We start from the raw sequence: 23,981 nt of genomic DNA, 5'->3' as shown, positions 1-23,981 counted from the left end.
TGTAAAGACAAAATGACTGCGGAGAAAATCAGTAAAATAGCGCCAAGTAAATTTCCCCATAACCTTTCTTGAATTTCTAGATGCACTCATTTAACAAAGATTGATTTTTTGATTAAATCGTATAGTTCGACGGCTCAATCCGTTATGCAACTCATCATAGAAACCTGAAACAGAAACACTCAATTGACAAGCCATGAAACTCATCGCAAACGAAGATTTATACTTTTTATTAGGGCGTAACTCACTGGCTTTCTTTGGCAAGGTTAGCCTATATATGAGTCACATATTCAATTAACTATTCAAATTTTTTCTTCTGATCATGTCGAAAATTTTTGGTACCAGAGCTTGACGTCATAATATTTGAGATTGAACCTTCTATAGATGTCCGCAATCCATCGAATAGCTGAGCTTCATTTGAGGTTCTAAGATAATTTAATATATTTTCGCTAAAAGATTCTATAATTTCTTTGGGATTTCTGATTCTAAATTGGTTACTTTCGGCCAATTTGATGAGATGTGAAAGATCTGGAAATGCCTTGCTACCAGACAGTTTGAGTGCCATTTTATTATCAATTGAAGCATAGATAAGAGTATGTGTAATATCAAATGGTGGTGAAACAAAAATGTTATTCATATCCGGGGAATATTGAAGAGCAAAGTTTTTAAGATGTGCATCACCATTACCAATTAAACAGTTGAATACGATGTATTTATACATTTTCTCGACTTCAGTTACGCTATGAGTATATAGATAGGTTGCTTTCAACAGCGCTTCATAGCTACCTATATATTTTGCATCAGGATCATTTGACTTTTTCATGAGTGTCGTAAAGTCTTCATAGCCTAATTTTGTACCATTACTGGATCTATCAAACCGTTCTACAACATATGTTTCTAAATTTTCAGACAAATAAGTTTTTGGTGGCTCAAGTCCACAATGCCATGCAGCCTGCATACAGACAAATTCGTTGACTGTAAGTAAAGGAAATTCAGAGTCAAAAGATTTTACAATCAAATCTCTTTGTTGAACTGTTCTATCTGTTTGAACAGTATTTGCATTAGGGATGCTTACTTTGGGTTGCATCCCAGCTAATGAATTTCTGAGATAGTATTTTTCTAATAGCTGTGGGAAAAGAGGTTCATTGCTCTGGTAGGACAAAATTTCATTCAAGCTCAAAGATTCAACCTCTGGTAAATTTAACTCACTCTTATAAGAAAGCATCCCGATTCCTTGATCGCCTTGTAGCGCCAATAAATACATATCATTGACTTTTGCATATCTTGCGAGTTTTTCTGCAATAAATCGGCGATTAAAACCTTCTGGAAGATTTTGAGAAAATATTGGATGTAATGCACCAGAAGAATAACCATCCATGCCTTTTCGGGTCATGGTGAGTGATACATGCTGTGTTTCTTGTGTTGGCTGATAATGGTGAACTGAACCATACGTCAATACGCCTAATTCATATTGATTAGCACACACCATGATATTAGTGATTTTGGCAGGAAGATTGGTCTGTATATTCATTCGTCCTCCTCAGCAAAAATATTTTCAATCTCATCCCAATGGGGCAGTGAGTGTTGCTTTGGAGATACATCAAACTGTAAACCGACCGCATCAAGCACACGCTCAAATATGTCAAAAGAACCAGTGAATCGTCCATTTTCGATCTCTGAGATCGTAGTTTTATTGATTCGAATTAATTCGGATAATTTTTGCTGTGTATAACCCAAGGATTTTCGCGCTATACGAACTTTCCCTCCAATTTCGACTCTACTTGCCATAGAAATTTACCCATAAAATGTTAGCTATATAGATAATGTAGCATATCAAATATTAAAAGTTATCCATATAGCTAATATAATAAGTATAATTTAACGAGAATGAACAAAGTGAGTGATATCACAAAATCCGTAGTCTTTGATATTCTATTTGACTTATGTTCATCTAGAATCTAGTTCACAATTAAATTTAATTACTTAGAACACTAAAGTGATAAATTATAAAATATTTGGTTCATGAACCTAGCTATGAATACATATTTTCCTACTAAAAATGTCTTAAGAATAGACTAAATTTATCTAGGAGAGTGGTGACAGCCACCACTAATTAAAAGGTGTCTACAAAATCGGTGGCTATTCAATAAGTGTAGTTACTATTTGGTATAAAATATTACGCTGAGGCTAGAGTTTTGATAGCTACGATTTCTGCTTGGCTTTTTGGCGTAAGACATACAAATATAAGCTTTCTACTTTTTCACGTGCCCATGGTGTGGTACGTAAAAATCGCAATGATGATTTAACACTTGGATCTATGCAAAAACATCTAATTTCAATTTTACGATTTAAGCCTTCAAAGCCGCCGTAGTAATCCAATAATTCATCCAAAATGTCAGCAAGTTTTTTGCCATGTAAAGGGTCATTGGAGGTGTTCATAATAGATCAACCATATTTTGGGAGGCTATTATTATAACCTGAGCTAGTTGGAAAATGAGAGGGCGGGAATTTAAACGTAATGAACATAGAAAATTACAGCTTATCTTCCTATGTTACTAGGGATACACTTGACGGTAAGATAATTTGTAATCGAAACCGTCAAGAGTAGGACCAACAACAGATGATTTTATCTATATGCGTGATCTACTAGAGAACGTGCTTGTGCAAATGCAAGAATCAGATTTAGATCATGATGAAGAAATCACAAAGTTAAAAATATTGTTTATTCGGTTAGATCATCACATAGCGCGTCAGATTTCGGCATAACGTATATTATGTTATTTAGAATACTCGGCATCGTGAATACAATTTTAAAGATTTACGATGTCGAGCTGTGGCAACAACTAAGGTTGTGTAGGCTACAGTCTTTGATATTCTATTTAACTTATGTTTACCTAGAATCTAGTTCATAATAAAGTATTAGAATTTATATTTTAAATTTAGCTACTTAGAAAGTAGAATTTTAAAAAAATAAAAGCTTTGTTCATGAACCTAGAAATTTTAAGATCATTCTAATTGATCTACAAGAGCTTTACGGATTGAATCCTGAGCCTGCCTGATTAGCTAAGACCTTAAGCATCTCGATAACTGCACGTACATTAGGTTGTAAATAATGTGACTTTGGCCACACTACGTGAATAGGCATTCCACCACCTGCATAGTCTTCTAATAGTGATACTAATGGCTGGGGTTTAGCTCATCTACAACCAACCAAGTGAGCATCTTGTAGTCCGATATGAATGAGTCCTTGGGGTGTTCAATTTTTAGGAGCAAGACCATTATATGCAGCCTCAAGCTATTCAATATTTTTTTATTAGCAGATGATTGTAATTATGACCATTTTTACAGTGTTGAGTGCCAGTATGATTTTTATCATACAACCTAGTAAAGATAGAAATTAAGTTTTGAAATAAACTATAAAGATAGGGAGAAGAAACACTCCCTTATATTTATGTATTACTTTAATTTTAATAACTTAAGGAGGTTTTAACTTTTTAGTCTTTATACAAGTTCCAATATATAGTTAATATCTATAAAGAATCATTAGTAATATTTATTTGAGCTATATTTTGCAAGAGCCTATGATTAATTTTAAGTAATCACATGGAAAAGGACTTATTGTGAAAACGGTTCATCAATATACCTATGAAATTTTAAGAAAAAACAACATTCAAACTATTTTTGGTAATCCAGGCTCAAATGAATTGCCATTCTTAAAAAATTTTCCAAATGATTTTCAATATATTCTCGGCTTGCATGAAGGTGCAGTGGTTGGCATTGCAGATGGTTATGCACAGGCTACAGGTCAGCCTGCTTTTGTGAATCTGCATTCTGCAGCAGGAACTGGGAATGCAATGGGAGCTCTAAGCAATGCATGGAATTCTCATACACCTTTAGTGATTACATCTGGTCAGCAAACGCGTGCCATGATGGGTGTGGAAGCATTATTGACTAATATTGACGCAACTCAATTGCCAAAGCCATTGGTGAAATGGAGTCATGAGCCTGCCAGTGCCAATGAAGTACCGCATGCAATTCATCGTGCTATTGATATTTCAAAAGCGGAAGCCGCAGGTCCTGTTTATGTCTCCATTCCTTATAGTGATTGGGATGTTGAAGTAGATGAACAAAATGAACATTTACTGCATAAACAGGTAGTAAGTGCACAATGCTTATCGGCTAAAGATTTAAATTTTATACAAGAAAAAATCAAAGCAGCTAAAAATGTTGCATTAGTACTGGGTACAGATGTAGATCGTCAATTTGCTAATGAAAATGCAATCAAATTTGCCGAAGCTTTAAATATACCTGTCTGGGTTGCACCTTCTTCTCCACGATGTCCATTTCCAACCACACATGCCGCATTTCAAGGAATTCTTCCTGCAAGTATTGCGGGTATTTCAAAAAATTTTGAAGAATATGATTTAGTACTTGTTTTCGGTGCACCTGTTTTCCGTTATCACCAATATGAACCAGGGCAATACTTAGGTGAAAATACCGAATTAGTGGCTTTTACTTGCGATCTACATGAAGCTGCTCGCGCTGTAATGGGAACCAGTTTTGTCTGTGATTTAGATGATACTTTGGCACGTTTGAGTCAAGTGGTTGAAGCCAAATTACCTACTGTTGTGCCTCGTGAAGAATTGGCATTGGCCGAATCCAGTACAGGTGGATATATTAAACCTGAGCGTCTATTTGATTTGCTTAATCTTTTAGCACCAGAAGATGTTGTTTATACCAATGAATCTACATCAACCACGAATATTTTGTGGGAGCGTTTAAGTTTGAAAGGGCAAGGGAGTTACTATTTTGCCGCAGCAGGTGGTTTGGGCTTTGGTATGCCTGCCGCAGTTGGAATTCAGTTGGCACGACCTGAGCGTCGCGTTATAGCTGTGATTGGTGATGGTTCAGCTAATTATAGTATTACCGCCTTATGGACGGCAGCACAGTATAAAATCCCTGTCATCTTCATTATTTTAAAAAATGGCACATATGGTGCATTACGTTGGTTTGCAGGTGTACTCAATGCAGAAAATGTGCCGGGTATGGATGTCCCAGATATTGATTTTACTCAAATTGCGAAAGGCTATGGTGTAGAGGCCTACAGTGTAAATAATGATGGAGCATTTATTGAAGCGTTTAATCAGGCACTCGATTCAGATAAGCCAACGTTGATTGAGGTTATTACGGCTAACTTAAAGTAAGCGTAGTAGATCATTGGAAATAGAGTTAGGAAATTGAATTATGCAACATCAGATCATCAATGAATTGTCTCAAGCTTTGAGTTCAGTACAAGTGCTGACCAAAGAGACCGATAAAGCACCTTATGTCAAAGGGTTTCGGGTTGGGAAAGGTGAAGCCGTTGCAGTGATTATTCCTAATACCTTATTGGAGTTATGGAAAACTTTAGAATTGTGTGTCAAACATGATGTCATCATGATTCTACAGGCTGCCAATACAGGAGTGACAGGGGGTTCAACACCTGATTCCAATGATTATGACCGTAATGTTGTCGTTGTTAGTACTCGAAAACTCAAAGGATTACAATTACTGGATCATGCTAATCAAGTGTTGGCATTTCCCGGTACAACACTGACTGAATTGGAAATTGCTTTAAAGCCTTATCAGCGTGAACCGCATTCGGTTATTGGTTCATCATGTATCGGTGCATCCGTAATTGGTGGCATTTGTAACAATTCAGGGGGCTCGTTAATTCGTCGTGGTCCTGCTTATACAGAAAAATCCTTATTTGCTCAAATTAATGCACAGGGCGAACTGCAATTGGTCAATCATTTAGGGATTGATTTAGGTAAAACCCCTGAAGAAGTTTTCCAAAATTTAGAGCAACAGCAGTATCGTACAGGTCAGAGTGAAACGTGGGATGGTAAGATCTGGGCAGAAAATTATGCAGATACTTTACGAGATACGACTTCACCAACGCCGACCAGATATAATGGGAATCCAGAATATTTATATGAAAGTGCAGGATGTTCAGGAAAATTAGCCATCTTCGCTGTACGGTTGCCAACTTTTGAAGCAGCAGTTGAAGCAACAACCTATTTAATCGGGAGTCATGATGAAGCCCAGTTAATTCAGTTGCGTAAATATTTGTTAGAGCACCTATCGGTACTCCCAAGTCAGGCAGAATATATTCATAAAAATGCTTTTGAGCTGACCCAGCACTATGCCAAACATATGTATAAAGCCATTGATATTTGGGGGGCGGAAAAAATTCCTGCGCTATTTGGACTTAAGGCAAAAATTGATCGCTTTTTCAAAAGTATACCCATTATCCCAAATAATATAGCAGACCGTTTCATTCAGTTGTTTAATCGTCTCACCCCCTCATGGATTGAACCACGGCTACAAAATTTTCATCAGACCTACCAACATTTATTGATGATTAAAATTGATATGCCGCAAAATGACGAACTAAAAAAACTATTAACTGATTTTTTTTCAGGCCAGACCGAGCAGTTTTTTCAATGTAGTCCAAAAGAAGAAAAAAATGCTTTTCTCATTCGCTTTGCCGTCGGTGGATGCATTATTTACTATTGTGAAAGTAAAGATATTGATCCCAATACACGCTTGGTATCTTTTGATGTCGCGTTTCGAAGAAATGATGCGCAATGGTTAATTGACTTGCCTGAGCACTTAAAACAGCAGGTGATGATGGAAAGTTGCTGTGGACATTTCTTTTGTTTTGTATCTCATCAGGATTATTTGCTTAAAGAAGGCGTCGATGCACATCAGTTTAAAGATGATGTCCTCGCGTATTTGGAAAAGCGTGGTGCGAAATATCCTGCAGAACATAATGTAGGTCATCTTTATCAGGCTTCTTCAGACTATCAAGCGCATTTAAAACAATTAGATCCAACCAATACTTTCAATCCTGGAATTGGCAAAACCAGTAAATGTAAAGATTGGCACTAAGTTCTGAAATTCAGAGAATTTTTAAGTCAACATTATTTAAAAAAGGAAAAGTGTCTTGTCTCAAACGTTGATCAATGTAGAGGATTATCGCCAATTGGCAAAAGCCAATCTGCCACGGATTATTTTTGATTATCTAGATGGGGGAGCTGAAGACGAAAAAGGTTTACAACATAACCGAATGATATTTAATCAATGGCGATTTAACCCTCAACGTTTGGTAGATGTGAGTCAGCGTGATATATCGTGTCAGTTATTTAATAAAACATGGGATGCGCCATTTGCTATTGCACCAACAGGATTGAATAGTTCCTTATGGCCTAGCGGAGATGCCTTACTTGCAAAAAGTGCGGCCAAAGCCAATATTCCATTTATGTTATCTACAGCTTCGAATATGTCGATAGAAGAAGTTGCTAAAACTTGTGATGGAGAAAAATGGTTTCAACTGTATGTCGTGCATCAGAATTTAGCGGAACAAATGGTGCAACGCGCTCTTAAAGCAGGATATACCACTCTAATCATTACCCTAGATGTGGGGGTGAACGGTTATCGGGAGCGAGATATTCGTAATGTATTTGCACTCCCATTACATTTTTCACCGCGCTTAATATTAGATGGCATGTTACATCCAGCTTGGTCCTGGCGGTTTATGTGTAATGCTAAACCGCAATTGGCAAATTTTGTAACGTCAGAGATAAAAAATCTAGAAGTACAAGCTGCACTGATGAGTCGGCAGATGGATGCCAGTTTCAATAGTGAAAGTCTAAAGAAAATTCGAGAAATATGGCCACATACTTTGTTGGTCAAAGGTATCGTTTGTTCTGAAGATGCATTAAAAGCGATTGAATGTGGTGTGGATGGTGTAATTCTATCGAATCATGGTGGTCGGCAGCTAGATTGTAGTATTTCGCCTATGGAAACACTCCATGATGTGGCCGCGAATATTCATTCTCCAATCTTGATTGATAGTGGTTTTAGACGTGGTTCAGATATTGTCAAAGCTTTGTGCTTAGGGGCAGACATGGTGTGTTTAGGACGAGCGACTTTATATGGTCTGGCCGCAAAAGGTCAGGTAGGAGTGGATGAAGTAATACAACTCCTTAAAGAAGATATAAACCGTACTCTGGCACAAATTGGTTGTCCATCAGTGAGACAATTAAGTAAGCATTATTTAATACATGAGCAAAGTATTTAAATGGTTTATGTCTAGATCAGTTTTTCATTATTTCAGGGAAGTAAAATATGGAACAAGACATCTTTCACATGAGTTTATTAGATATTGCTGAGAAAATTCATCGTCAAGAAATTTCTTCTGTTGAGGTGACACTAGGTTTAATACAGCGTATTGAACAGCTTGATACAAAGTTATTGAGTTATGTCAATGTATTAAAAAAACAAGCCTTAGATGCAGCACAACAGGCAGATCTGGAAATTAGCCAAGGAAATATTCGCAGTCCAATACATGGCGTACCCCTTGCCTTAAAAGACCTTTTTGATATGAAAGACGTTCCTACGACAAATGGAATGACACTCGATCCAGTTATACCGACGAGCAATGCAACAGTCGTTAATAAACTGCTCGATGCTGGAGCTATTATTCTCGGTAAATTGAAGCTCACCGAAGCTGCTTTTTCAGATCCACATCCGAATATTCCTGTTCCTCTAAACCCATGGGGTAAACATCTTTGGGTTGGTTCATCTTCGAATGGATCAGCAGTTGCACTTGCAGCAGGGTTATGTTTTGGTTCGCTTGGCACAGATACTGGAGGGTCTATCCGCTTTCCTTGTGCAGCCAATAATTTAACAGGCATTAAACCAACATGGGGATGCGTGAGTCGCGCGGGAGTCTTCGAATTTGCCGGTTCACTTGATCATGTTGGCCCAATGGCGAGAAATGTTGCTGACGCTGCAATATTATTACAGCTGATCGCAGGTCAAGACCCCAATGATGTGACTACATTTGAACAGGTTGTTCCTAATTATCTTGAGGAAATGACAAAAGGGATCAAAGGTTTAAGCATCGGTATTGACTATGACTTTATATTGGGTAAAGCCGATGCTGATACTCAGCGGGTTATTCGACAGGTCATTGAAACGCTTAAATCGTTAGGTGCAGAACTGATTGAAATTGATATGCCTGATACAACACCTGCTGCAATCAACTGGGCACCGTTATGCGCTGTAGAAACAGCCGTAGTACATGAGCAAAGTTTTAAGCAATTTAAAGATCAATATAGTCCCAGTTTTTCCAAATTTATTGAAATGGGACAAAATCTTTTGGCAACAGAATATCTAAAATTGATTCAATTCAGACGTGATTTTAAACGTAAGATCACCGCTGTCTTTGATCAGGTTGACTTACTGCTTATGCCTGTATCTGCTTTTTCAGCATCACTTACTGACTTATCAGAAAAATTTAGTGAAGATAAAGATTTGTTTGAAGGTATTGTTCGCTATACAACATCGTTTAATTTAACAGGTCATCCTACTATTACTTTACCAGGTGGATTTACGAAAGTGGGTACGCCAATTGGATTTCAATTCGTTGCACCACATTTTCAAGAAACCTTATTGGTACGTGCAGGGGGAGACTTCCAAAAAGCAACGAATTGGCATACTGTTCAACCACCAATGTCGGACTTATAATTTTTTAAAAGATTACACTTTGGTTTAAAATGGTCTTACCACATAAAAGATAGGTAGAGCATTTCCATTTGATCTATGGTTTAAAGTCATAGCTTGAGTAGGTATTTAATAAAACGCCTTTTTACTAAATCCAAATCTATTGATAACTAGTCTAGACAATGTTCTGCGAGTCAATTTACTCTTAATGTATCCAGAGAGGCATCCTCACACATAGTCTCGTGCAAGCTCACTGATGTAATCCAATAAATTTTCTAGACATTTATCACATTTTTCTAGTTAGTATTTTTTAGTTGTTATTTGCTTGCCTTAACAGTTTAAGCATATTTTCTCACCAAATAAATAAGAAATAGACTTTTAAGATAATGTATTTAAGCCGATATTAATCGTATTGATGATGTGGTTTTGCCTTTAAAATATTATTAAATTATTCAAATAGTTATTTTGGTCTGATTTCTAATATTATGGCAATAAATGCTATCTATTAATTAGTTTAGAAAACCCAGCATCTTGAACTGGGTTTTCTTTTATTAGCTCTAACATACCATTATTTATAATGGATATTGGATTCCTTTATCTAAAATACTAACCCATTGGCGTTGACTAAATTCATCAAAGTTAGCTGGACCGCCGAAGCGCCCACCATAACCTGACTCTCCCATACCACCGAAAGGAACATGATATTCATTATTCACAGTTTGGTCGTTAATATGAACCATACCGCTCTTAATTTTTTTAGCCAATTCAAATGCCCATGCAGTACGTGCAGTATGAATTGCCACTGCCAAACCATATTTAGATGAATTAACAATTTCAATTGCTTCTTCAATATCATCAAAAATTAATATAGGTGCCACTGGCCCAAAAATTTCTTCAGTAAAAATGGGATCATCTTTACTAATATTCGTCACTACAGCAGGATGGAAAAATAAGTTCTCTCCTTTACCACCGCATTCTAATATTGCGCCATTATTGACCGCTGTCTCTACCATACTACTGACTTTTTGGTGTTGGGCTGTATTAATTAAAGGACCTAAATGGGTCTCTGGAAGCGAAGGATCACCAACATTAAGCGCTGATGCTTTTTCTTTTAATTTTTGAATATAAGAATCAGCAATACTGCGATGAACCAAGTGTCGTCCAGTCTGCATACAAATTTGACCCTGATGAAGAAAAGTCCCCCAAACAGCATTATTCACAGCTGTATCAATATCAGCATCTTCACAAATGATGATGGCATTGTTACCCCCGAGTTCTAATGCACATTTTTTCAATTGTTTGGCACAGGCCTCGGCAATTTTCTTACCTACACCTGTTGAACCCGTGAAGGAAATCATATTGACTTGCGGGTGATTGACTAAGGCTTCACCAATTTGACTTTCACCGCTTAGCACTTGAAAAGTACCTTCAGGCAACTCAGCCATTTCAAACAACCACGCTATTAAAGCACCGCCCGTAATATTACTGAACTCGGATGGTTTCAAAATCACACTATTTCCTATTGCCAAAGCTGGCGCGATGGAGCGGATCGAAAGCAAGAGTGGGAAATTCCATGGAGAAATAACACCCACTACACCCAGTGGCACACGTTGCCAAACATTGGTACGGTTTGGAATAGAGGATGGAAAAATCTCACCTGAAGCTGCCATTGGCATAGAAGAAGCCATATATAACTGTTCAATACAGGCATTAGCTTCCCAACCTGCTTTTAACAGGGTAGAGCCACATTCTTGTACATTCCATTCAATAAAAGTTTGAATGTTTTGTTCAAATAATTGTGCTGCTTTCCGCAAGATTTTGGCACGGGTTTCAAAAGTAGTATTTTTCCATGACTGTTGTGCTTGAGTTGCAATCTCGACCGAAGTGTTTACATTACTTACCGATGCGAAAGGTACTGAAGAAATAATTGTACCTGTAGCAGGGTTAATAATATCAAATAATGGGTTTTCACTTTTTATCCAACTCCCCTGAAAAATATGATCTTGCCAGATTTGTTCAATTGCTTTTGCTTGAATAGTCATGGGTTTATCCTTTAGCCATTTGTGGAGTTGCTAGAATTTTTTTTTGAGTGAATAGTCCAATTGCAAGTGCGCCAATAAGGCCTGGAATTGCAAAGACAATAAAGTTTTGTTGAAAGGGAAGGTTAATTGCCAAAAGATAGCCACCAAACAAAGGACCAGAGATTGCTCCGAAACGTCCCATCGCTGCGGCAAAACTGACACCAGTTGAACGTATATTTGTTGGATAAAAATCAGCAGCTAAAGTATGAATGACTGACATTGAACCTACTGTTGCTCCACCCGCAATAACCAATAATGCACTGAGTACAAAAGTAGGTGGGTGAAAACCTAAGCAGCTGATTGATGCTGCAGAAAGTAAATAACCAAAGATGAGGGTTGATTTAGCCCCCCATTTATCAGCGAGTACACCAAAAATTAGTGTTCCGATAATCGCACCAATATTTAGAGTAACTAGAAAGGTGATACTTGAACCTAAAGAATATCCGCCAACGTTCATCAATTTTGGTAACCATGTATTGAGACCGTAGACCATCAACATTACCATGGCAAAACCAGACCAGATTAATAAGGTACCGATTGCTTTATTCTCGGTAAATAAGCCAACAACTGGAATTTTTTGTTTAGATGCTGTGGTTTCAACTACATAATGCATATTAGCGTGATGTTGATGTGCTGGGTTTAGTTTTTCTAGAGTTTTAACTACTTCTGTTTGTCGGTTTTTTTGAATCAGGTAACTAATCGATTCTGGGAAGGTTTTATACATTATAGGAATAAGAAAAATACAAATTCCAGCAATCCAAAATGTGACTTGCCAACCAAAAGCAGGTATGAGGAATAAACCCGATAAACCTGAAATAATTGCACCAACTCCGTAAAATGCTAATACGAAATTAATTAAACGGTTACGATGAGTGCCGGGTGCCATTTCTTTAATAATGGTCACTAAATTAGGTACTGCTCCACCTAAACCTATACCGGTTAATAAACGGCAGATAAAAAAAGTTGTTGTATCGTGAGCAAATCCATTCATAGCAACTGCAAGACTTGAAAGAATGGTACAAGCAATAATGATGTTTTTACGACCAAATTTATCCGCTGCCATACCAAGTGTTACAGCACCTAGCATCATACCCATCAGGGAGGCAGCACCTAATAGCCCCGCGGTTTGCGGTGTAAGTTGCCATTCCTTCATCAAATGAGGTAAAACTGAGCCATAAATCACCAGATCATAACCATCAAATAACATAATAACGGCACACCAAAACACTAAAATTTTGTGATTTTTATTTAAGGGAGCCTTATCAATTAGGGTTGCTGCATTAATTTTTTGCATCGCGTCCTTCCTCTGCATAAAATTAAAAATGATATAAAATTCATCAAGATGAAGATAATATCAATTTTAATATATTAATTTTCCTCTCAGACATCCTCGTCTAAGTAGATTTTCCTGATCAATCGTATGTACTGATTTTCATGAATTAGCTTATGGGGATTAAACTTATAGATCAAATTAATAAAAAATATGATTGAATATAGTTTTTATCTATAATCAAAAAGATGAGAAAGGGCGAGATTATTAATTTTATTGGGATATCAATATTTATGGGAATATATATAGGTAAAGATTTTTAAGTTATTACATGTATATATTTGAAATTGAAAAAATAAAATTATGCTCGTTTTATGGCTAAGGAGTGGGGCGTTTATGGTCGATTTGAATCTGATTAAAGTTTTTATCACAATTTTTGATACTCGTAGCGTAAGTATAGCCGCTGAACATTTGAACATTACGCAGCCTTCTGTAAGTCATAGCTTATCGCGTTTAAGATATTTGATGAAAGATCAATTATTTACCCGGACAAAAGAAGGAATGATCCCCACCTTTTATGCAACACAACTTTATGAATCTTTAAATCAGCCGCTGTTAGATATTGAAAATGTCATCAATGAAGTAAAAGAATTTGATTTCCATCATAGCGATCGTTGTTTTAGGGTGGCATTAACTGACATTGGTGGAAGGTATTTTTTACCTTTAATCCTTTCCCGTTTGGAGCAAGTTGCACCAAAAATCTCTCTAGAAGTCATAACTGTAGAAATGAACAAGTTATCTGATTGGCTGGTAACTGGAAAGATTGATGCTGCTATTTGTAATAAAAACCTAGAAGATAAGAGTTTAAGTACACTGACCTTATTTCGAGAAAGGTATGTTTGTTTAGTCAGTAAGAATATTAATTCAATTCAGAAAAAATTTACATTAGAACATTTTTTAGAAGAAAATCATGCCGTAGTTTCGGCTACGACAGGACATAGCCTAATTGAAAACTATTTGAGTAAACAAAATTTAAGACGTAAAATTAAATTAAGGGTACCACAGTTCAGTATTTTAAATGAACTGATTGAAAAGCATAATTTAATTGTGACGGTTCCGTCACGTATTGGAAAATATTACCAGTCTAATCCTGCAATTAGGGTATTTGATGTGCCTTTTGATTTACCAGAATTTGATGTCACTTTACATTGGCATAAAAAAACAGCTGATGTTTTAGCACAAAAATGGTTTATCCATTTTTTACAGGATACTTTATCAACTCTTTAGTCGTTATCACTTAAATGCTTTTGATAATTAATTATGGGCTGTAGGTTTTTGCTTGATAGAGTTTATTTTTAAAAGTAAATAAACTTATATTAAGCTATTTTATAATTATCAGAGTATAAAAGGATTGGATTTTAAGATACCAAATTAAATGGTAGAGGACTTTTACATATTGGCTGCCTAGATTTTCTCAAGTGAAAGTCTCCTGTAAATTCAAGACAGATCAAACAATAATTAAAAAAATAGGCATGGAAAGTGAATAATCACAAAAAAGCCGTTCTAGTGCGCTGAATGCTAGAACGGTTTGAAGTAAAATTATGATTTATAAGGGATAAATAAAATAATTTCGTATAAGCTGTATTGTTTTAATTTTAGGCAAGCCTAACTATTTAAAAAATAACTCAGGTTTGTTATGCGTAAACTTTGTTATTTCATCCACCACGACTCTTATCTTAGGCTGTAAATGCCATCTTTTTTGCCATAGCACATGAATTGGTATTTCTACACCTGATATTTCTGGAAGAATGGAGATGATTTTCCCCTCCCTTAATGCATCAAAAGCTAACCAACTTGGGAGTTGGGCAAGACCAAGGCCAGCAGTGCAGGCACTGAGTAGAGCATCACCATCTGGTATTTCATGGGTATAATTAATTTCGTATGCTTCTGTTTCACCTAGTGAATTCTTTAAAAACCAATGCCCTTTATACTGGCTTCTCCAACCGATAAGACAATGGTGATTTTTTAAATCTTCTTTATGGGTCGGGTGTCCATTTTTTTCTAAATAGGATGGCGATGCACAAACGAGGAGTGTCTGATGGCCTAATGATTTTGCGATTAAGTCAGTAGAATCTTTTAAGTCGCCTATTCTTACAACTAGATCTACTCCCTCACTAATCATGTCCACAGCTCTATCTTGAAAGGTTACAGATAAATTTAGTTGAGGGTATTGCTGTGCTAGATCTAATAATATGGGAAAAATATATCGACGACCAAAAGTCGTAGGAAGATCAATTCTTATACGCCCAGTAGGATAAGCATTCTCTGTTGAAAGTAATGTTTCTATATGTTCTAACTCTTCCAAAATACGACGACAACTAATCAGCCATGCTTCACCTTCGGAAGTTAATACAATGCGTCGGGTGGTACGATGAAAAAGCTGCACACCCAATCTTTTTTCTAATTTATGAATACTTTTTCCTACCGCAGATCCAGTAATCCCAAGAATTTCTGCCGCTCTTGTGAAGCTTCCCTGATCTACAGCCGTAACAAATTCGAGTATTCCTGAGAATTTACTATCCATAACTCACCTATTAAGGAATTATTTTCCGCAATTAATAGAATTTTATCATATTAATAAAATCTAATTCTTGAATTATGATGAGTTCAAATGATAACGAAGTTAAAGCGTTATCAAATCTATTTTAGAGGAAAATATGATGAAGGCATGGTTACTCAAAGATTTTGGTTTAAATAACTTAAAATTAGAAGAAGTGGAAACACCAACGCCAAAAGCAGGCGAACTCCTCATTAAAGTTGGCGCTGTATCTTTAAACTATCGAGATAAAGCGATTGTTGAAGGTTTTTATGAACCACATTTAGTTCCAAAACCATTAATACCCGTATCAGATGCTGCGGGTACTGTGGTGGCTGTAGGTGAAGGCGTATCACGCTTTAAATTAGGTGATCGAGTTAATACCACGCTTTATTCTCGTTAGATTGATGAAGAACCAGGACCCAATGAACCTGCCTATTGCCTAGGCATGCCACTACCAGGTGGACTTGCTGATTACATGATTTTGCATGAAGAAAGCGCAGTAAAAGCACCAGATAATATGACTGATGTTGAAGCATCTACCTTACCAATTGCAGCCTTAACGGCTTGGTATTCAATGATAGATATCGGCAACCTTAAACTGGGGCAAACCGTCTTAGTGCAAGGGACAGGTGGCGTTTCTATTTTCGCAATTCAATTGGCGCATGCCTATGGTGCTAGAGTGATTGCGACATCAAGCAATGATCTAAATTTAGAAAAAGTTAAAGCTCTAGGTGCCGATGAAGGAATCAATTATAAAACCTATCCAAACTGGGAAGAGCAAGTCCTTAAATTAACGGATGGTAAAGGTGCTGATGTAACGATTGAGGTTGCTGGAGGCAATGGTCTTAATCAGTCTATCGCAGCGACAAAAGTAACAGGTACTGTGGCTCAAGTGGGTTTCTTAACTGGCCAAACCACTCAGTTAAATTTAATGCCGCTCATTTTCCGTCAAACAAAACTTCGTGGAATTGCAGTAGCTCCACGAGTTGCTTTTGAAAGAATGAATGACTTTTTAAATGTGAATCAAATTAAACCTGTTATTGATCATGTATATAAATTTGAAGATGCTATCGCTGCTTTTGAACATCTGTCTAAAGGTGCCTTTGGTAAGATTGTGATTCAAATTTCATAAAATCAATAAGTGAATTAAAAAACACCTCGAAAGGTGTTTTTTAATATCTAAATCAGAGCCATTCAACATAATAGTGCTTATAAAAAAGTTCCAAAAACATAGTAAAAATATGAGCTTAAAATCTCAATTTTTTTAGTTCACCTAACGAGTATTATGTTAATTTTAGGGAAGTTAAATTATATTTTAACGAAATTTTTCATTATTTAGAGCTTTTTAAGTGATTTAATAAACTCAATAAAGTGTGGTAAAAATTCTTTGAATAACGGAATTTCTTTATTTTCTAATAAAATCTCACTCATAAGTTTTAAACCTACGGCAAAAGACTTCATCGAGTTTTCATCTGTTAACTCTTTCTGCTTTAAATATTCTAAAATTTTAAAAATATCATCATGGTTATATGCAGTAAAAATAAGGTCCTCATCGTAAGTTGAAGGGTTACCTTTTGCATCTGCGATATGCTTTACAGTAATTTGATATTCATGTTGTTTCATAGCACTTGCTCATTTTTAATACGGCTAATAGCAACAGCAGCTTGATCAATGCTCTTAGCAATTTGACAGATTGTTTCGTCATTCAACGCACTATTTTTTAATTTGAGTCGCAAGGCCGTTTTTAAGTTTTCCATAGCACGATAAATATCCAAATATTGATCATTATTTTGGATTTCACGCCGAGTTTCTAAGCGGCCAAGAATGTGTTCTAAATGCTCTTTTTGACCCTTTAAATGGTTAATACCAGCGACAGTAATTTTGTACTGCTTACGGTCACTATCAGATTTCTCTATGCCAACAAATTCCATATCTTCAAGATAAGACAAGGTTGGGTAAATTGTGCCTGTACTTGGGCTATATCCACCACCTACTAGCTCACCAATACCTTTAATAATTTCGTACCCATATCGAGGTGCCTGTTCAATTAAAAAAAGAACCAGTAATTTCATATGTCCTGGTTCAAATAAACGACTTTTACGCGATGGTTGATCTGAATCTACTAGCAAAAAATTACCTAATATTTCATTCATCGTTTTATACATCTAAGATTTTATAAGATATATCTTATTGGGTTTTAGGTAAATTTTCAATTCTTTTATTTTCCTCCCATTTAATATAATGGTGTTACACAAAACGAGGACTATAGATCCCCGTTTTTTTATTTTGTATAAGATTTTTATGTTAAATAAATGATTAAAAAGCCTATCAATCGGACCTTTCGTATAAGGAAAATTGTGTTGATTTTAGGAAATTTGAAAAAAATATCTATTTTAGTTTAAAGACCAACTGCCTTCTGTAATCCGATAATTTTCCACAGAAGTACATCCCATTTCATTAAGTAGTGGGTTAAGAATATCGCGTGAGTAAAATCACTATCACCGTTTTTCCCTTTCAAAATATCTTTAGTAAACTCTCTGTAAAGTCGAATCATATTAAAACTATGAGGCTTTTCTAGTACAGCATTTTCAGTAGAAACGTTATCAATCGAACTGGCAGGTTTATAACTTTAAAAATCAATCCTCTATCGACTATTAATTTTAATAATTTCTTTAGCACCACAATTTCATAACTAAATGTCACGGCTAAAAAATCTACTGAGATAGAAATGAGAATAATTCGAAAATATTAAATTTTTGAGAGATATCTATTTTTAAATTTTCTTTGAATAAATTTCTTAAATACAATATTATATATTTATTAAAACAAACCATTGGTTCGGTAGGTAATCCAATATGAAGGATGATACAAATTCAAATGATGTAGGAAGCGTCATAACTGCTTTAGAGCTTTTGAACCTTATTGCAAATTCGCCTGATATCGGATTGAGCGAAGTCGCAAGACGCGTCAATCTGAATAAATCACGTTGTTATCGATTATTAACAACGTTGAATAAGGCCGGATATGTGGAACAGGATGCAAATACCAAAGCTTATCGCTTGGGATATCAAGCTGCGAAGATTGGTCAGCAATCATTAAATCAAAGTCATTTAATGAAAGTTGTCGTGCAAGAAGTTGATCGCTTACAGCAAACTTTTAATGAAAGTTTTCAGGTTTATATCAACCAACCAAATTTTAAAATTTCACAAATTTATCGTCGTGGCTCTACTCAGGTGCTACGTGTGATGAGTCAATTCGGCACTTTACGTAGTTTAGGACAAGGCGCTTCAGGAAAAGTCTTACTCGCTTATGCGGCTGAAGATGTACTTAACGCATTTATACAAGCCCATCCTCAAGAACCTATAAATCAATCTGAATTAGCACAGATTCAACGTGATGGTTTTTATCGTAGTAATGGTGAATTGACCAAAGGCGTAATAGCTCTTGCTGTGCCTATATTTTCAAGAGATGGCGTATTGATTGCGGCTATTAGTTGCTCTTTACCTGAAGTTCGTAAGGATGAACAGGTGATCGAGTCTATCGTAAAACAATTGGCTGAAGCAGCCGGTCGGATCGGAATCAGTCTTAACTCTAATGAGATTTTGATAAATTAGTCATTAAATAAGGAAGTTATACAATGTCAGGGAATGCAGTAATAGGGAAGCCTATTAATCCGATTATAGTGATGAGTATTGTTGTATTTATCTCACTTTTAGCCACATATTTTGTTAATTCAGGCAGTTTTGAACGGGATGAAAAGCTCGTTATTCCAAATAGTTATCATGTAATAGATAAAACCGTAACATTAGAAAAAGTTTTAGGTATTAATTCTACGAGTAATACTGATTCAAGTGAGCAGGTCAAGGTTCTAAGTCTAGTTGATGGCTTAAAAGCGATACCACAGGGAATTGCTAAAAAAATCGATATGATTTTAATGATTCTATTTATTGGCGGTATGTTTGGTGTGCTCACTAAGTCGGGTGCCGTAGAATCTGGTCTAGATCGAATGCTTGGTTTAACTGGTGGTAATAAATGGGTACTGATTCCAGTATTAATGGGAATCTTTGCACTAGGTAGTACTATTTTAGGTTTTGCTAAAGAATATTTAATCGTGATTCCGATGGTCATTCTGTTGGTTAAAAGACTTGGAATGCCTGATATTTTAGGCGGTGCGATTGTAATTATTGCAGTAAAAATTGGATATATGGGTGCTGTTGTCATTCCTGCAGTTTTAGGTATTGCACAACCTCTAGTTGGGGTTCCCGTTTTTAGTGGCATGTCATTCCGTTTGGCCAGTTTTATTATCTTCTTATTAGTGGGTATCGCCTTTGTTTTATATAAAGCAAGACAAGCAGAAATCTCAAATACACAGTTTGAACCGATTGTTTTAGACAATAAACCCTTATCAAAGCGTCATAAAATGATTTGGATCACCTTGGGTTTGGGCGTTGTCTTTATGGTTTTTGCCTCAGATCATTGGTCATGGAAGAATATCGACTTAGCGACCTATTATTTATTTCTCAGTATTATTTTAGGCATCGTGAGTCATGCAAAAGTTGATGAAAATATTGATGCTTTTATCAGTGGTATGAAACATGTATTGGTTGCAGGTTTGTTAATTGGTTTTGCAAGTTCAGTTGAAATTATTTTGTCTGAATCTCAAGTCATGGATTCTGTGATTAATGGCCTAGTCCATTTAATTGGTCAACATGGTCCCTATGTTTCTGCCTTTGGCATGTTCGTATCACAAGCGATTACTGATGTACTTATTCCATCGACCAGTGGCTCGGTTGCTGTGACCATGCCTATTTTGGCGCCATTAGGACAATTATCAGGTGTTCCACCGCAAACAACAGTTCAAGCTTTCCTTTATGGCCATAGCTTAATGAACCTCGTCACGCCAACTTCTACAGGGCTCTTAGTTCTATTGGCTGCAGCACAAATTGGCTGGACTTCTTGGATTAGATTTGTATTTCCGCTGTTCTTTATTTTCATGGCTATTTCGATTGTTTTATTGATGATTTCGGTTGCAATAGGTGTTTAACAAATAGGTTGTTCAATGAAAGCTATAAAGAATCAAATGATTCGTATGCGGGATGGTATCCATCTTGCGACTGATATTTATTTGCCAGAATATACGGAAACCACACAACAATGGCCAGTAGTAATCGAACGTACGCCCTACGATAAAGAGGCACAATCCCGCTCTGAAATTCAATTAGATGGTACGCTGATTAATCGTTTAGATATGGCAAAACGATTTACAGATCAAGGTTTTGCTATTATTTTTCAAGACTGCCGCGGGCGTTATCACTCTGAAGGCGAGTTTGTTAAATATATTAATGAAGCTGAAGATGGTCTAGACAGTTTAGAATGGATTCAACAGCAAAGTTGGTGTAATGGCGATATTGGCAGTATGGGATTATCTTATGCTGCACATACGCAATTAGCATTGGCTTGTTTAAATCCGAAAGCATTAAAAACCATGATATTAGATTCTGGTGGTTTTTATGAAGCCTTTCAATGCGGTATCCGTCAGGGTGGAGCTTTTGAATTAAAGCAAGCTACATGGGCCTATCGTCAAGCAATTAATAAAGTAAAGTCTACAGGCGATAACGATTTATTAGCATTGTTGGAAGCTGAAGATTTAGATCAGTGGTTTAAGCAAATGCCGTGGAAAAAAGGCCATTCACCACTGCGACATATGCCTGAGTATGAAGATTATTTATTTGAACAATGGTCACAAGATTGCTTTAGTGAGTACTGGGAAAAAATAGGGATTCATGCTAAGGGTTATTTTGATGATATCCCTGATATTCCAGTATTATTTATGTCCAGTTGGTACGATGCTTATGTGACCAGTACATTAAATAATTTTCTAGCATTTTCAACCTTAGATCGTGTGGCTAAACATAAAGTGATTATGGGGCCGTGGTTACATGGTGATCGTAATAACACACAGAGTGGGGAGGTTGAGTTCGGTGTACAAGCCGCTTTTGAACAACACTTTCAAAGGGATTGGGTTGATTACCGAATTGACTGGTTTAAAAAGCATTTACAAGACAAAAAGCAATCTGATGCACATGATGTAAATGTATTTGTTATGGGCGGAGGATCGGGTGAGAAATTAGCAGATAATACCTTGAACCACGGTGGCCATTGGATAAAGGCACAGTCATGGCCGATTGCTGCAACGACACCAAAAGCATTATATTTATCAGCGGAGGAGAAGCTTTCTACACAACCTGAAGCTCTCCAAGCACATTATGATTATTGTTATGATCCCGCATATCCTGTACCAACCATCGGTGGTGCAATAACTTCGGGAAAACCAATTTTCTGGGGTGGAGCATTTGATCAGCGTGAGAAAGTCGGGTTCTTTGGCAGTGCTGAAAATAACCAACCCTTGTCGAATCGCCCGGATATCTTGGTTTTTGAAACTGAGATACTTGAGCAAGACGTTTTGGTGGCAGGCCCAGTCAAGGTTGAGTTATGGGTTAGTAGCGATGTCGCAGATACTGATTTTACAGCTAAATTAATTGATGTCTATCCATCTTCTGAGGACTATCCAGATGGATTTGCAATGAATGTTAGTGATGGCATTATTCGATCGCGCTTTCGCAACAGTTGGCAGCATTCTGAGCCATTGTCGGTAGGTGAAGTCGTGAAAGTAGAAATTCAAGCTTTCGACTGTTGTAATTTATTCAAGAAAGGCCATCGAATTCGTTTGGACATTTCGAGCAGTAACTTCCCTCATTTTGATTTGAATTTCAATCATGCTGATTTTCAGCATCAAGGGCTTGAGGCAACACGTAAGGCGAATAATACGATCTATGCAGGCAGGGATTATCCATCTGCAATTCATCTTCATATCGCTGAAGTGAATTAAGCCTTTTTATTGTTTGTTTCTATTACATACTTTGCATTTTTGCATAATGAAATGCTGATGTAAGTATGTAAATCTTTTTATTTAATTTTTACTTTAGATACTTTGGATCTAAGGGGTAACGAGGCTTTAAAAAAAATGGACTTTACATTTAAATCACTCTGTTTATCCAGTTGCTGTGTGCTGATGAACACTTCCAACTTTGCCAGTGAAGTACTGATCTATGGCAGTTTAAGACCTGCCTACGAACATCAAAAAGTCGATGGTGAAAAGTTACGATCAGAAATGGATGATAATAGCACCCGTGTCGGCGTGAAAGGATTCTATGACTTAAAACCTGATTTGAAATTAGATTTTGGTTTAGAAGAAGGTTTTAATTTAAGAACTGGTGAAGAAACAGATTATCCACGAAATTTCTATATTGGTTTAAGTAGTGAAGTCTGGGGAAGTTTTGCTATTGGGCGTTTAGATTCAGGTAATCCAACAGGTTCTCCCTTGTATAGCCAGTTAGGCAGTATCGTGAGTTATGCTGGTAATGATGCTGGTCTTACTGCGATAGGAACCAATATTGCCAATGCCAGAAACCGAACCTCCAATTCAGTGGGTTATAAATCTCCTGAATATGAAGGATGGCGTTTAAGTGCTAGATATCATCATACAGGTAAATCCATATTCAATTTTGCGGCTGAAGATCCAACACGTTCAGCTGATTTTGGAGCAGATTATAAAAATGATGATTTTAAATTGGGTTTAGGGTTTGCTAAAGATTGGAGTGAATCAGATGCTAAAGTGAATCAAATGGACTGGAAGTGGCAATTTGGTCTGCGAAGTACCACGCTAGACTTATTTCAGCCCTATGTTCTTTACGGTCAAGAGTTTTATAACAATACCATAACAAGCCAAAAGGATATTCATTATTGGATTACTGGATTTAAGCTTAATAAGGATAAAAACTCTCTTGTTATCAACTATATGGAAAAAGATGTACAAAAGTTAGTAGGTGCGAAACAAAAGCGTTATCAATTAGCTTATGTTTATAAGGTAAATAAGAATCTGGCTTTACAGACATATTATGATCATTACGATAAAAATGATTTTAAAGATGATCAAACGGCACGCGGTTTTGGAATTGGTGTGAAATATGATTTCAAATATAAACTCTTTTAATTGGCAATATTAGAGTTTTTTTATAAATCATTTTTTTCATTTCTATGTAGATACCAACAATCTTTTTCTTTAATTTAAATGAAGTATTATAAAATTTGGTGTATGAAAATTTAATTGTTATTTAATATAATCGTGTTTATACAAAATGATTTTAAAAATAGCATTAAGTTTCAAAAATTTATCTAATAAAGAAATGGTTTAAAAAAGCCGACTTGTGTCTAAGTCGGCTTTTTTAAACCATTTCTTATATATTTCGCCAATAAAATTGATCAATATTCAATCGTTCTTAAGTTTTTTTCTGTGTTATCAATGCACCGAGATCTTAAATTATCCCCAATTTCTGCGGATAAAACTGGGATAGTTTTTATTCATTTTTGTACGCCAAAGCGTACAGAGATTTAGGGTTTTTGCGGCTATACGACCGCACCC

General features: G+C 36.3%; 19 protein-coding genes. 11 read left to right on the top strand and 8 right to left on the bottom strand.

What is annotated here, in order from left to right:
* Positions 1-295: 295 nt before the first annotated feature.
* The 3 genes from GA0116959_RS05720 to GA0116959_RS05710 all read right to left on the bottom strand — a co-directional run bounded on the left by GA0116959_RS05720 (position 296) and on the right by GA0116959_RS05710 (position 2,436).
* Positions 296-1,528 (bottom strand): type II toxin-antitoxin system HipA family toxin, encoded by a 1,233-nt coding sequence (locus tag GA0116959_RS05720; RefSeq protein WP_092719264.1) that lies wholly within the window; start codon positions 1,526-1,528, stop codon positions 296-298.
* Positions 1,525-1,785 carry a helix-turn-helix domain-containing protein gene (locus GA0116959_RS05715; protein ID WP_053577953.1) on the bottom strand — a complete coding sequence of 87 codons (261 nt, stop codon included), beginning with the start codon at positions 1,783-1,785 and terminating at the stop codon, positions 1,525-1,527. The genes GA0116959_RS05720 and GA0116959_RS05715 overlap by 4 nt, the downstream gene beginning before the upstream one ends.
* A 414-nt stretch (positions 1,786-2,199) precedes the next feature.
* Positions 2,200-2,436, bottom strand: a complete 237-nt coding sequence (locus tag GA0116959_RS05710; protein ID WP_067724253.1) for a VF530 family protein — start codon at positions 2,434-2,436, stop codon at positions 2,200-2,202.
* A gap of 1,181 nt (positions 2,437-3,617) precedes the next feature.
* On the opposite strand from GA0116959_RS05710, the gene mdlC reads away from it, so the two are divergent.
* Genes mdlC through GA0116959_RS05690 form a run of 4 tightly spaced genes read left to right on the top strand, consistent with a single transcriptional unit; the run spans position 3,618 to position 9,573 of the window.
* Positions 3,618-5,201 (top strand): benzoylformate decarboxylase, encoded by a 1,584-nt coding sequence (mdlC, locus tag GA0116959_RS05705; protein ID WP_092719261.1) that lies wholly within the window; start codon positions 3,618-3,620, stop codon positions 5,199-5,201.
* A gap of 40 nt (positions 5,202-5,241) precedes the next feature.
* Positions 5,242-6,930, top strand: coding sequence for a D-lactate dehydrogenase (gene dld, locus GA0116959_RS05700; RefSeq protein WP_092719258.1), 1,689 nt, complete (start codon positions 5,242-5,244; stop codon positions 6,928-6,930).
* 55 nt (positions 6,931-6,985) lie between these two features.
* On the top strand, positions 6,986-8,122 hold the full coding sequence (locus GA0116959_RS05695) for an alpha-hydroxy-acid oxidizing protein (protein ID WP_092719255.1): 1,137 nt from the start codon (positions 6,986-6,988) through the stop codon (positions 8,120-8,122).
* A 47-nt stretch (positions 8,123-8,169) separates the two neighbouring features.
* Positions 8,170-9,573: an amidase gene (locus tag GA0116959_RS05690; protein WP_092719252.1), complete on the top strand. Its 1,404-nt coding sequence runs from the start codon at positions 8,170-8,172 to the stop codon at positions 9,571-9,573.
* 548 nt (positions 9,574-10,121) lie between these two features.
* Here GA0116959_RS05690 and GA0116959_RS05685 read toward each other — a convergent pair.
* Together GA0116959_RS05685 and GA0116959_RS05680 are read right to left on the bottom strand one after the other, a co-directional pair.
* Positions 10,122-11,591 carry an aldehyde dehydrogenase family protein gene (locus tag GA0116959_RS05685; protein WP_092719249.1) on the bottom strand — a complete coding sequence of 490 codons (1,470 nt, stop codon included), beginning with the start codon at positions 11,589-11,591 and terminating at the stop codon, positions 10,122-10,124.
* 4 nt (positions 11,592-11,595) lie between these two features.
* The gene (locus GA0116959_RS05680; RefSeq protein ID WP_092719247.1) at positions 11,596-12,924 is read right to left on the bottom strand and encodes an MFS transporter; all 1,329 of its coding nucleotides are present in this window, start codon (positions 12,922-12,924) and stop codon (positions 11,596-11,598) included.
* 372 nt (positions 12,925-13,296) lie between these two features.
* Here GA0116959_RS05680 and GA0116959_RS05675 point away from each other — a divergent pair, with 372 nt between their 5' ends.
* Positions 13,297-14,187, top strand: a complete 891-nt coding sequence (locus GA0116959_RS05675; protein ID WP_092719244.1) for a LysR family transcriptional regulator — start codon at positions 13,297-13,299, stop codon at positions 14,185-14,187.
* 382 nt (positions 14,188-14,569) lie between these two features.
* Here the strand turns inward: GA0116959_RS05675 and GA0116959_RS05670 are convergent, their stop codons facing one another.
* A complete protein-coding gene (locus tag GA0116959_RS05670) occupies positions 14,570-15,484 on the bottom strand; it encodes a LysR family transcriptional regulator (RefSeq protein ID WP_092719241.1) in 915 nt (304 codons plus the stop codon).
* Positions 15,485-15,620: 136 nt separating this feature from the next.
* Here GA0116959_RS05670 and GA0116959_RS14400 point away from each other — a divergent pair, with 136 nt between their 5' ends.
* Positions 15,621-15,899 (top strand): alcohol dehydrogenase catalytic domain-containing protein, encoded by a 279-nt coding sequence (locus tag GA0116959_RS14400; protein ID WP_244878566.1) that lies wholly within the window; start codon positions 15,621-15,623, stop codon positions 15,897-15,899.
* A gap of 45 nt (positions 15,900-15,944) precedes the next feature.
* Entirely contained in the window at positions 15,945-16,631 is a 687-nt protein-coding gene (locus GA0116959_RS05665) for a zinc-dependent alcohol dehydrogenase family protein (protein ID WP_244878565.1), read from the top strand.
* 203 nt (positions 16,632-16,834) lie between these two features.
* On the opposite strand, the gene GA0116959_RS05660 is transcribed toward GA0116959_RS05665, so the two are convergent.
* Positions 16,835-17,122 carry a DUF3861 domain-containing protein gene (locus GA0116959_RS05660; protein ID WP_092719238.1) on the bottom strand — a complete coding sequence of 96 codons (288 nt, stop codon included), beginning with the start codon at positions 17,120-17,122 and terminating at the stop codon, positions 16,835-16,837.
* Positions 17,119-17,652, bottom strand: a complete 534-nt coding sequence (locus GA0116959_RS05655) for a PadR family transcriptional regulator (RefSeq protein ID WP_092719236.1) — start codon at positions 17,650-17,652, stop codon at positions 17,119-17,121. The genes GA0116959_RS05660 and GA0116959_RS05655 overlap by 4 nt, the downstream gene beginning before the upstream one ends.
* Before the next feature lie 702 nt (positions 17,653-18,354).
* Here GA0116959_RS05655 and GA0116959_RS05650 point away from each other — a divergent pair.
* From GA0116959_RS05650 to GA0116959_RS05635, 4 genes are all read left to right on the top strand, one after another.
* Complete coding sequence (locus GA0116959_RS05650) at positions 18,355-19,113, top strand: IclR family transcriptional regulator (protein WP_092719233.1); 759 nt, start codon at positions 18,355-18,357, stop codon at positions 19,111-19,113.
* A gap of 23 nt (positions 19,114-19,136) precedes the next feature.
* On the top strand, positions 19,137-20,543 hold the full coding sequence (locus GA0116959_RS05645; RefSeq protein WP_092719230.1) for a YfcC family protein: 1,407 nt from the start codon (positions 19,137-19,139) through the stop codon (positions 20,541-20,543).
* A 15-nt stretch (positions 20,544-20,558) separates the two neighbouring features.
* Positions 20,559-22,388, top strand: coding sequence for a CocE/NonD family hydrolase (locus GA0116959_RS05640; RefSeq protein ID WP_092719227.1), 1,830 nt, complete (start codon positions 20,559-20,561; stop codon positions 22,386-22,388).
* Positions 22,389-22,523: 135 nt separating this feature from the next.
* Positions 22,524-23,552: a porin gene (locus GA0116959_RS05635; protein ID WP_092719224.1), complete on the top strand. Its 1,029-nt coding sequence runs from the start codon at positions 22,524-22,526 to the stop codon at positions 23,550-23,552.
* Positions 23,553-23,981 lie beyond the last annotated feature (429 nt).

The organism is Acinetobacter albensis (assembly GCF_900095025.1).
In the GTDB taxonomy this organism is placed as follows: Bacteria; Pseudomonadota; Gammaproteobacteria; order Pseudomonadales; family Moraxellaceae; genus Acinetobacter; species Acinetobacter albensis.
Note: the sequence above shows the minus strand (reverse complement) of the source record. Positions and strands in the feature narration are given on the sequence as shown.

What these genes read in the sequence shown, in the direction of transcription:
- GA0116959_RS05720 (WP_092719264.1), bottom strand. Translation starts at nt 1,528, where the DNA reads ATGAATATACAGACCAATCTTCCTGCCAAAATCACTAATATCATGGTG.
- GA0116959_RS05715 (WP_053577953.1), bottom strand. Translation starts at nt 1,785, where the DNA reads ATGGCAAGTAGAGTCGAAATTGGAGGGAAAGTTCGTATAGCGCGAAAA.
- GA0116959_RS05710 (WP_067724253.1), bottom strand. Translation starts at nt 2,436, where the DNA reads ATGAACACCTCCAATGACCCTTTACATGGCAAAAAACTTGCTGACATT.
- dld (WP_092719258.1), top strand. Translation starts at nt 5,242, where the DNA reads ATGCAACATCAGATCATCAATGAATTGTCTCAAGCTTTGAGTTCAGTA.
- GA0116959_RS05690 (WP_092719252.1), top strand. Translation starts at nt 8,170, where the DNA reads ATGGAACAAGACATCTTTCACATGAGTTTATTAGATATTGCTGAGAAA.
- GA0116959_RS05685 (WP_092719249.1), bottom strand. Translation starts at nt 11,591, where the DNA reads ATGACTATTCAAGCAAAAGCAATTGAACAAATCTGGCAAGATCATATT.
- GA0116959_RS05680 (WP_092719247.1), bottom strand. Translation starts at nt 12,924, where the DNA reads ATGCAAAAAATTAATGCAGCAACCCTAATTGATAAGGCTCCCTTAAAT.
- GA0116959_RS05675 (WP_092719244.1), top strand. Translation starts at nt 13,297, where the DNA reads ATGGTCGATTTGAATCTGATTAAAGTTTTTATCACAATTTTTGATACT.
- GA0116959_RS05670 (WP_092719241.1), bottom strand. Translation starts at nt 15,484, where the DNA reads ATGGATAGTAAATTCTCAGGAATACTCGAATTTGTTACGGCTGTAGAT.
- GA0116959_RS14400 (WP_244878566.1), top strand. Translation starts at nt 15,621, where the DNA reads ATGAAGGCATGGTTACTCAAAGATTTTGGTTTAAATAACTTAAAATTA.
- GA0116959_RS05665 (WP_244878565.1), top strand. Translation starts at nt 15,945, where the DNA reads ATGCCACTACCAGGTGGACTTGCTGATTACATGATTTTGCATGAAGAA.
- GA0116959_RS05660 (WP_092719238.1), bottom strand. Translation starts at nt 17,122, where the DNA reads ATGAAACAACATGAATATCAAATTACTGTAAAGCATATCGCAGATGCA.
- GA0116959_RS05655 (WP_092719236.1), bottom strand. Translation starts at nt 17,652, where the DNA reads ATGAATGAAATATTAGGTAATTTTTTGCTAGTAGATTCAGATCAACCA.
- GA0116959_RS05650 (WP_092719233.1), top strand. Translation starts at nt 18,355, where the DNA reads ATGAAGGATGATACAAATTCAAATGATGTAGGAAGCGTCATAACTGCT.
- GA0116959_RS05645 (WP_092719230.1), top strand. Translation starts at nt 19,137, where the DNA reads ATGTCAGGGAATGCAGTAATAGGGAAGCCTATTAATCCGATTATAGTG.
- GA0116959_RS05640 (WP_092719227.1), top strand. Translation starts at nt 20,559, where the DNA reads ATGAAAGCTATAAAGAATCAAATGATTCGTATGCGGGATGGTATCCAT.
- GA0116959_RS05635 (WP_092719224.1), top strand. Translation starts at nt 22,524, where the DNA reads ATGGACTTTACATTTAAATCACTCTGTTTATCCAGTTGCTGTGTGCTG.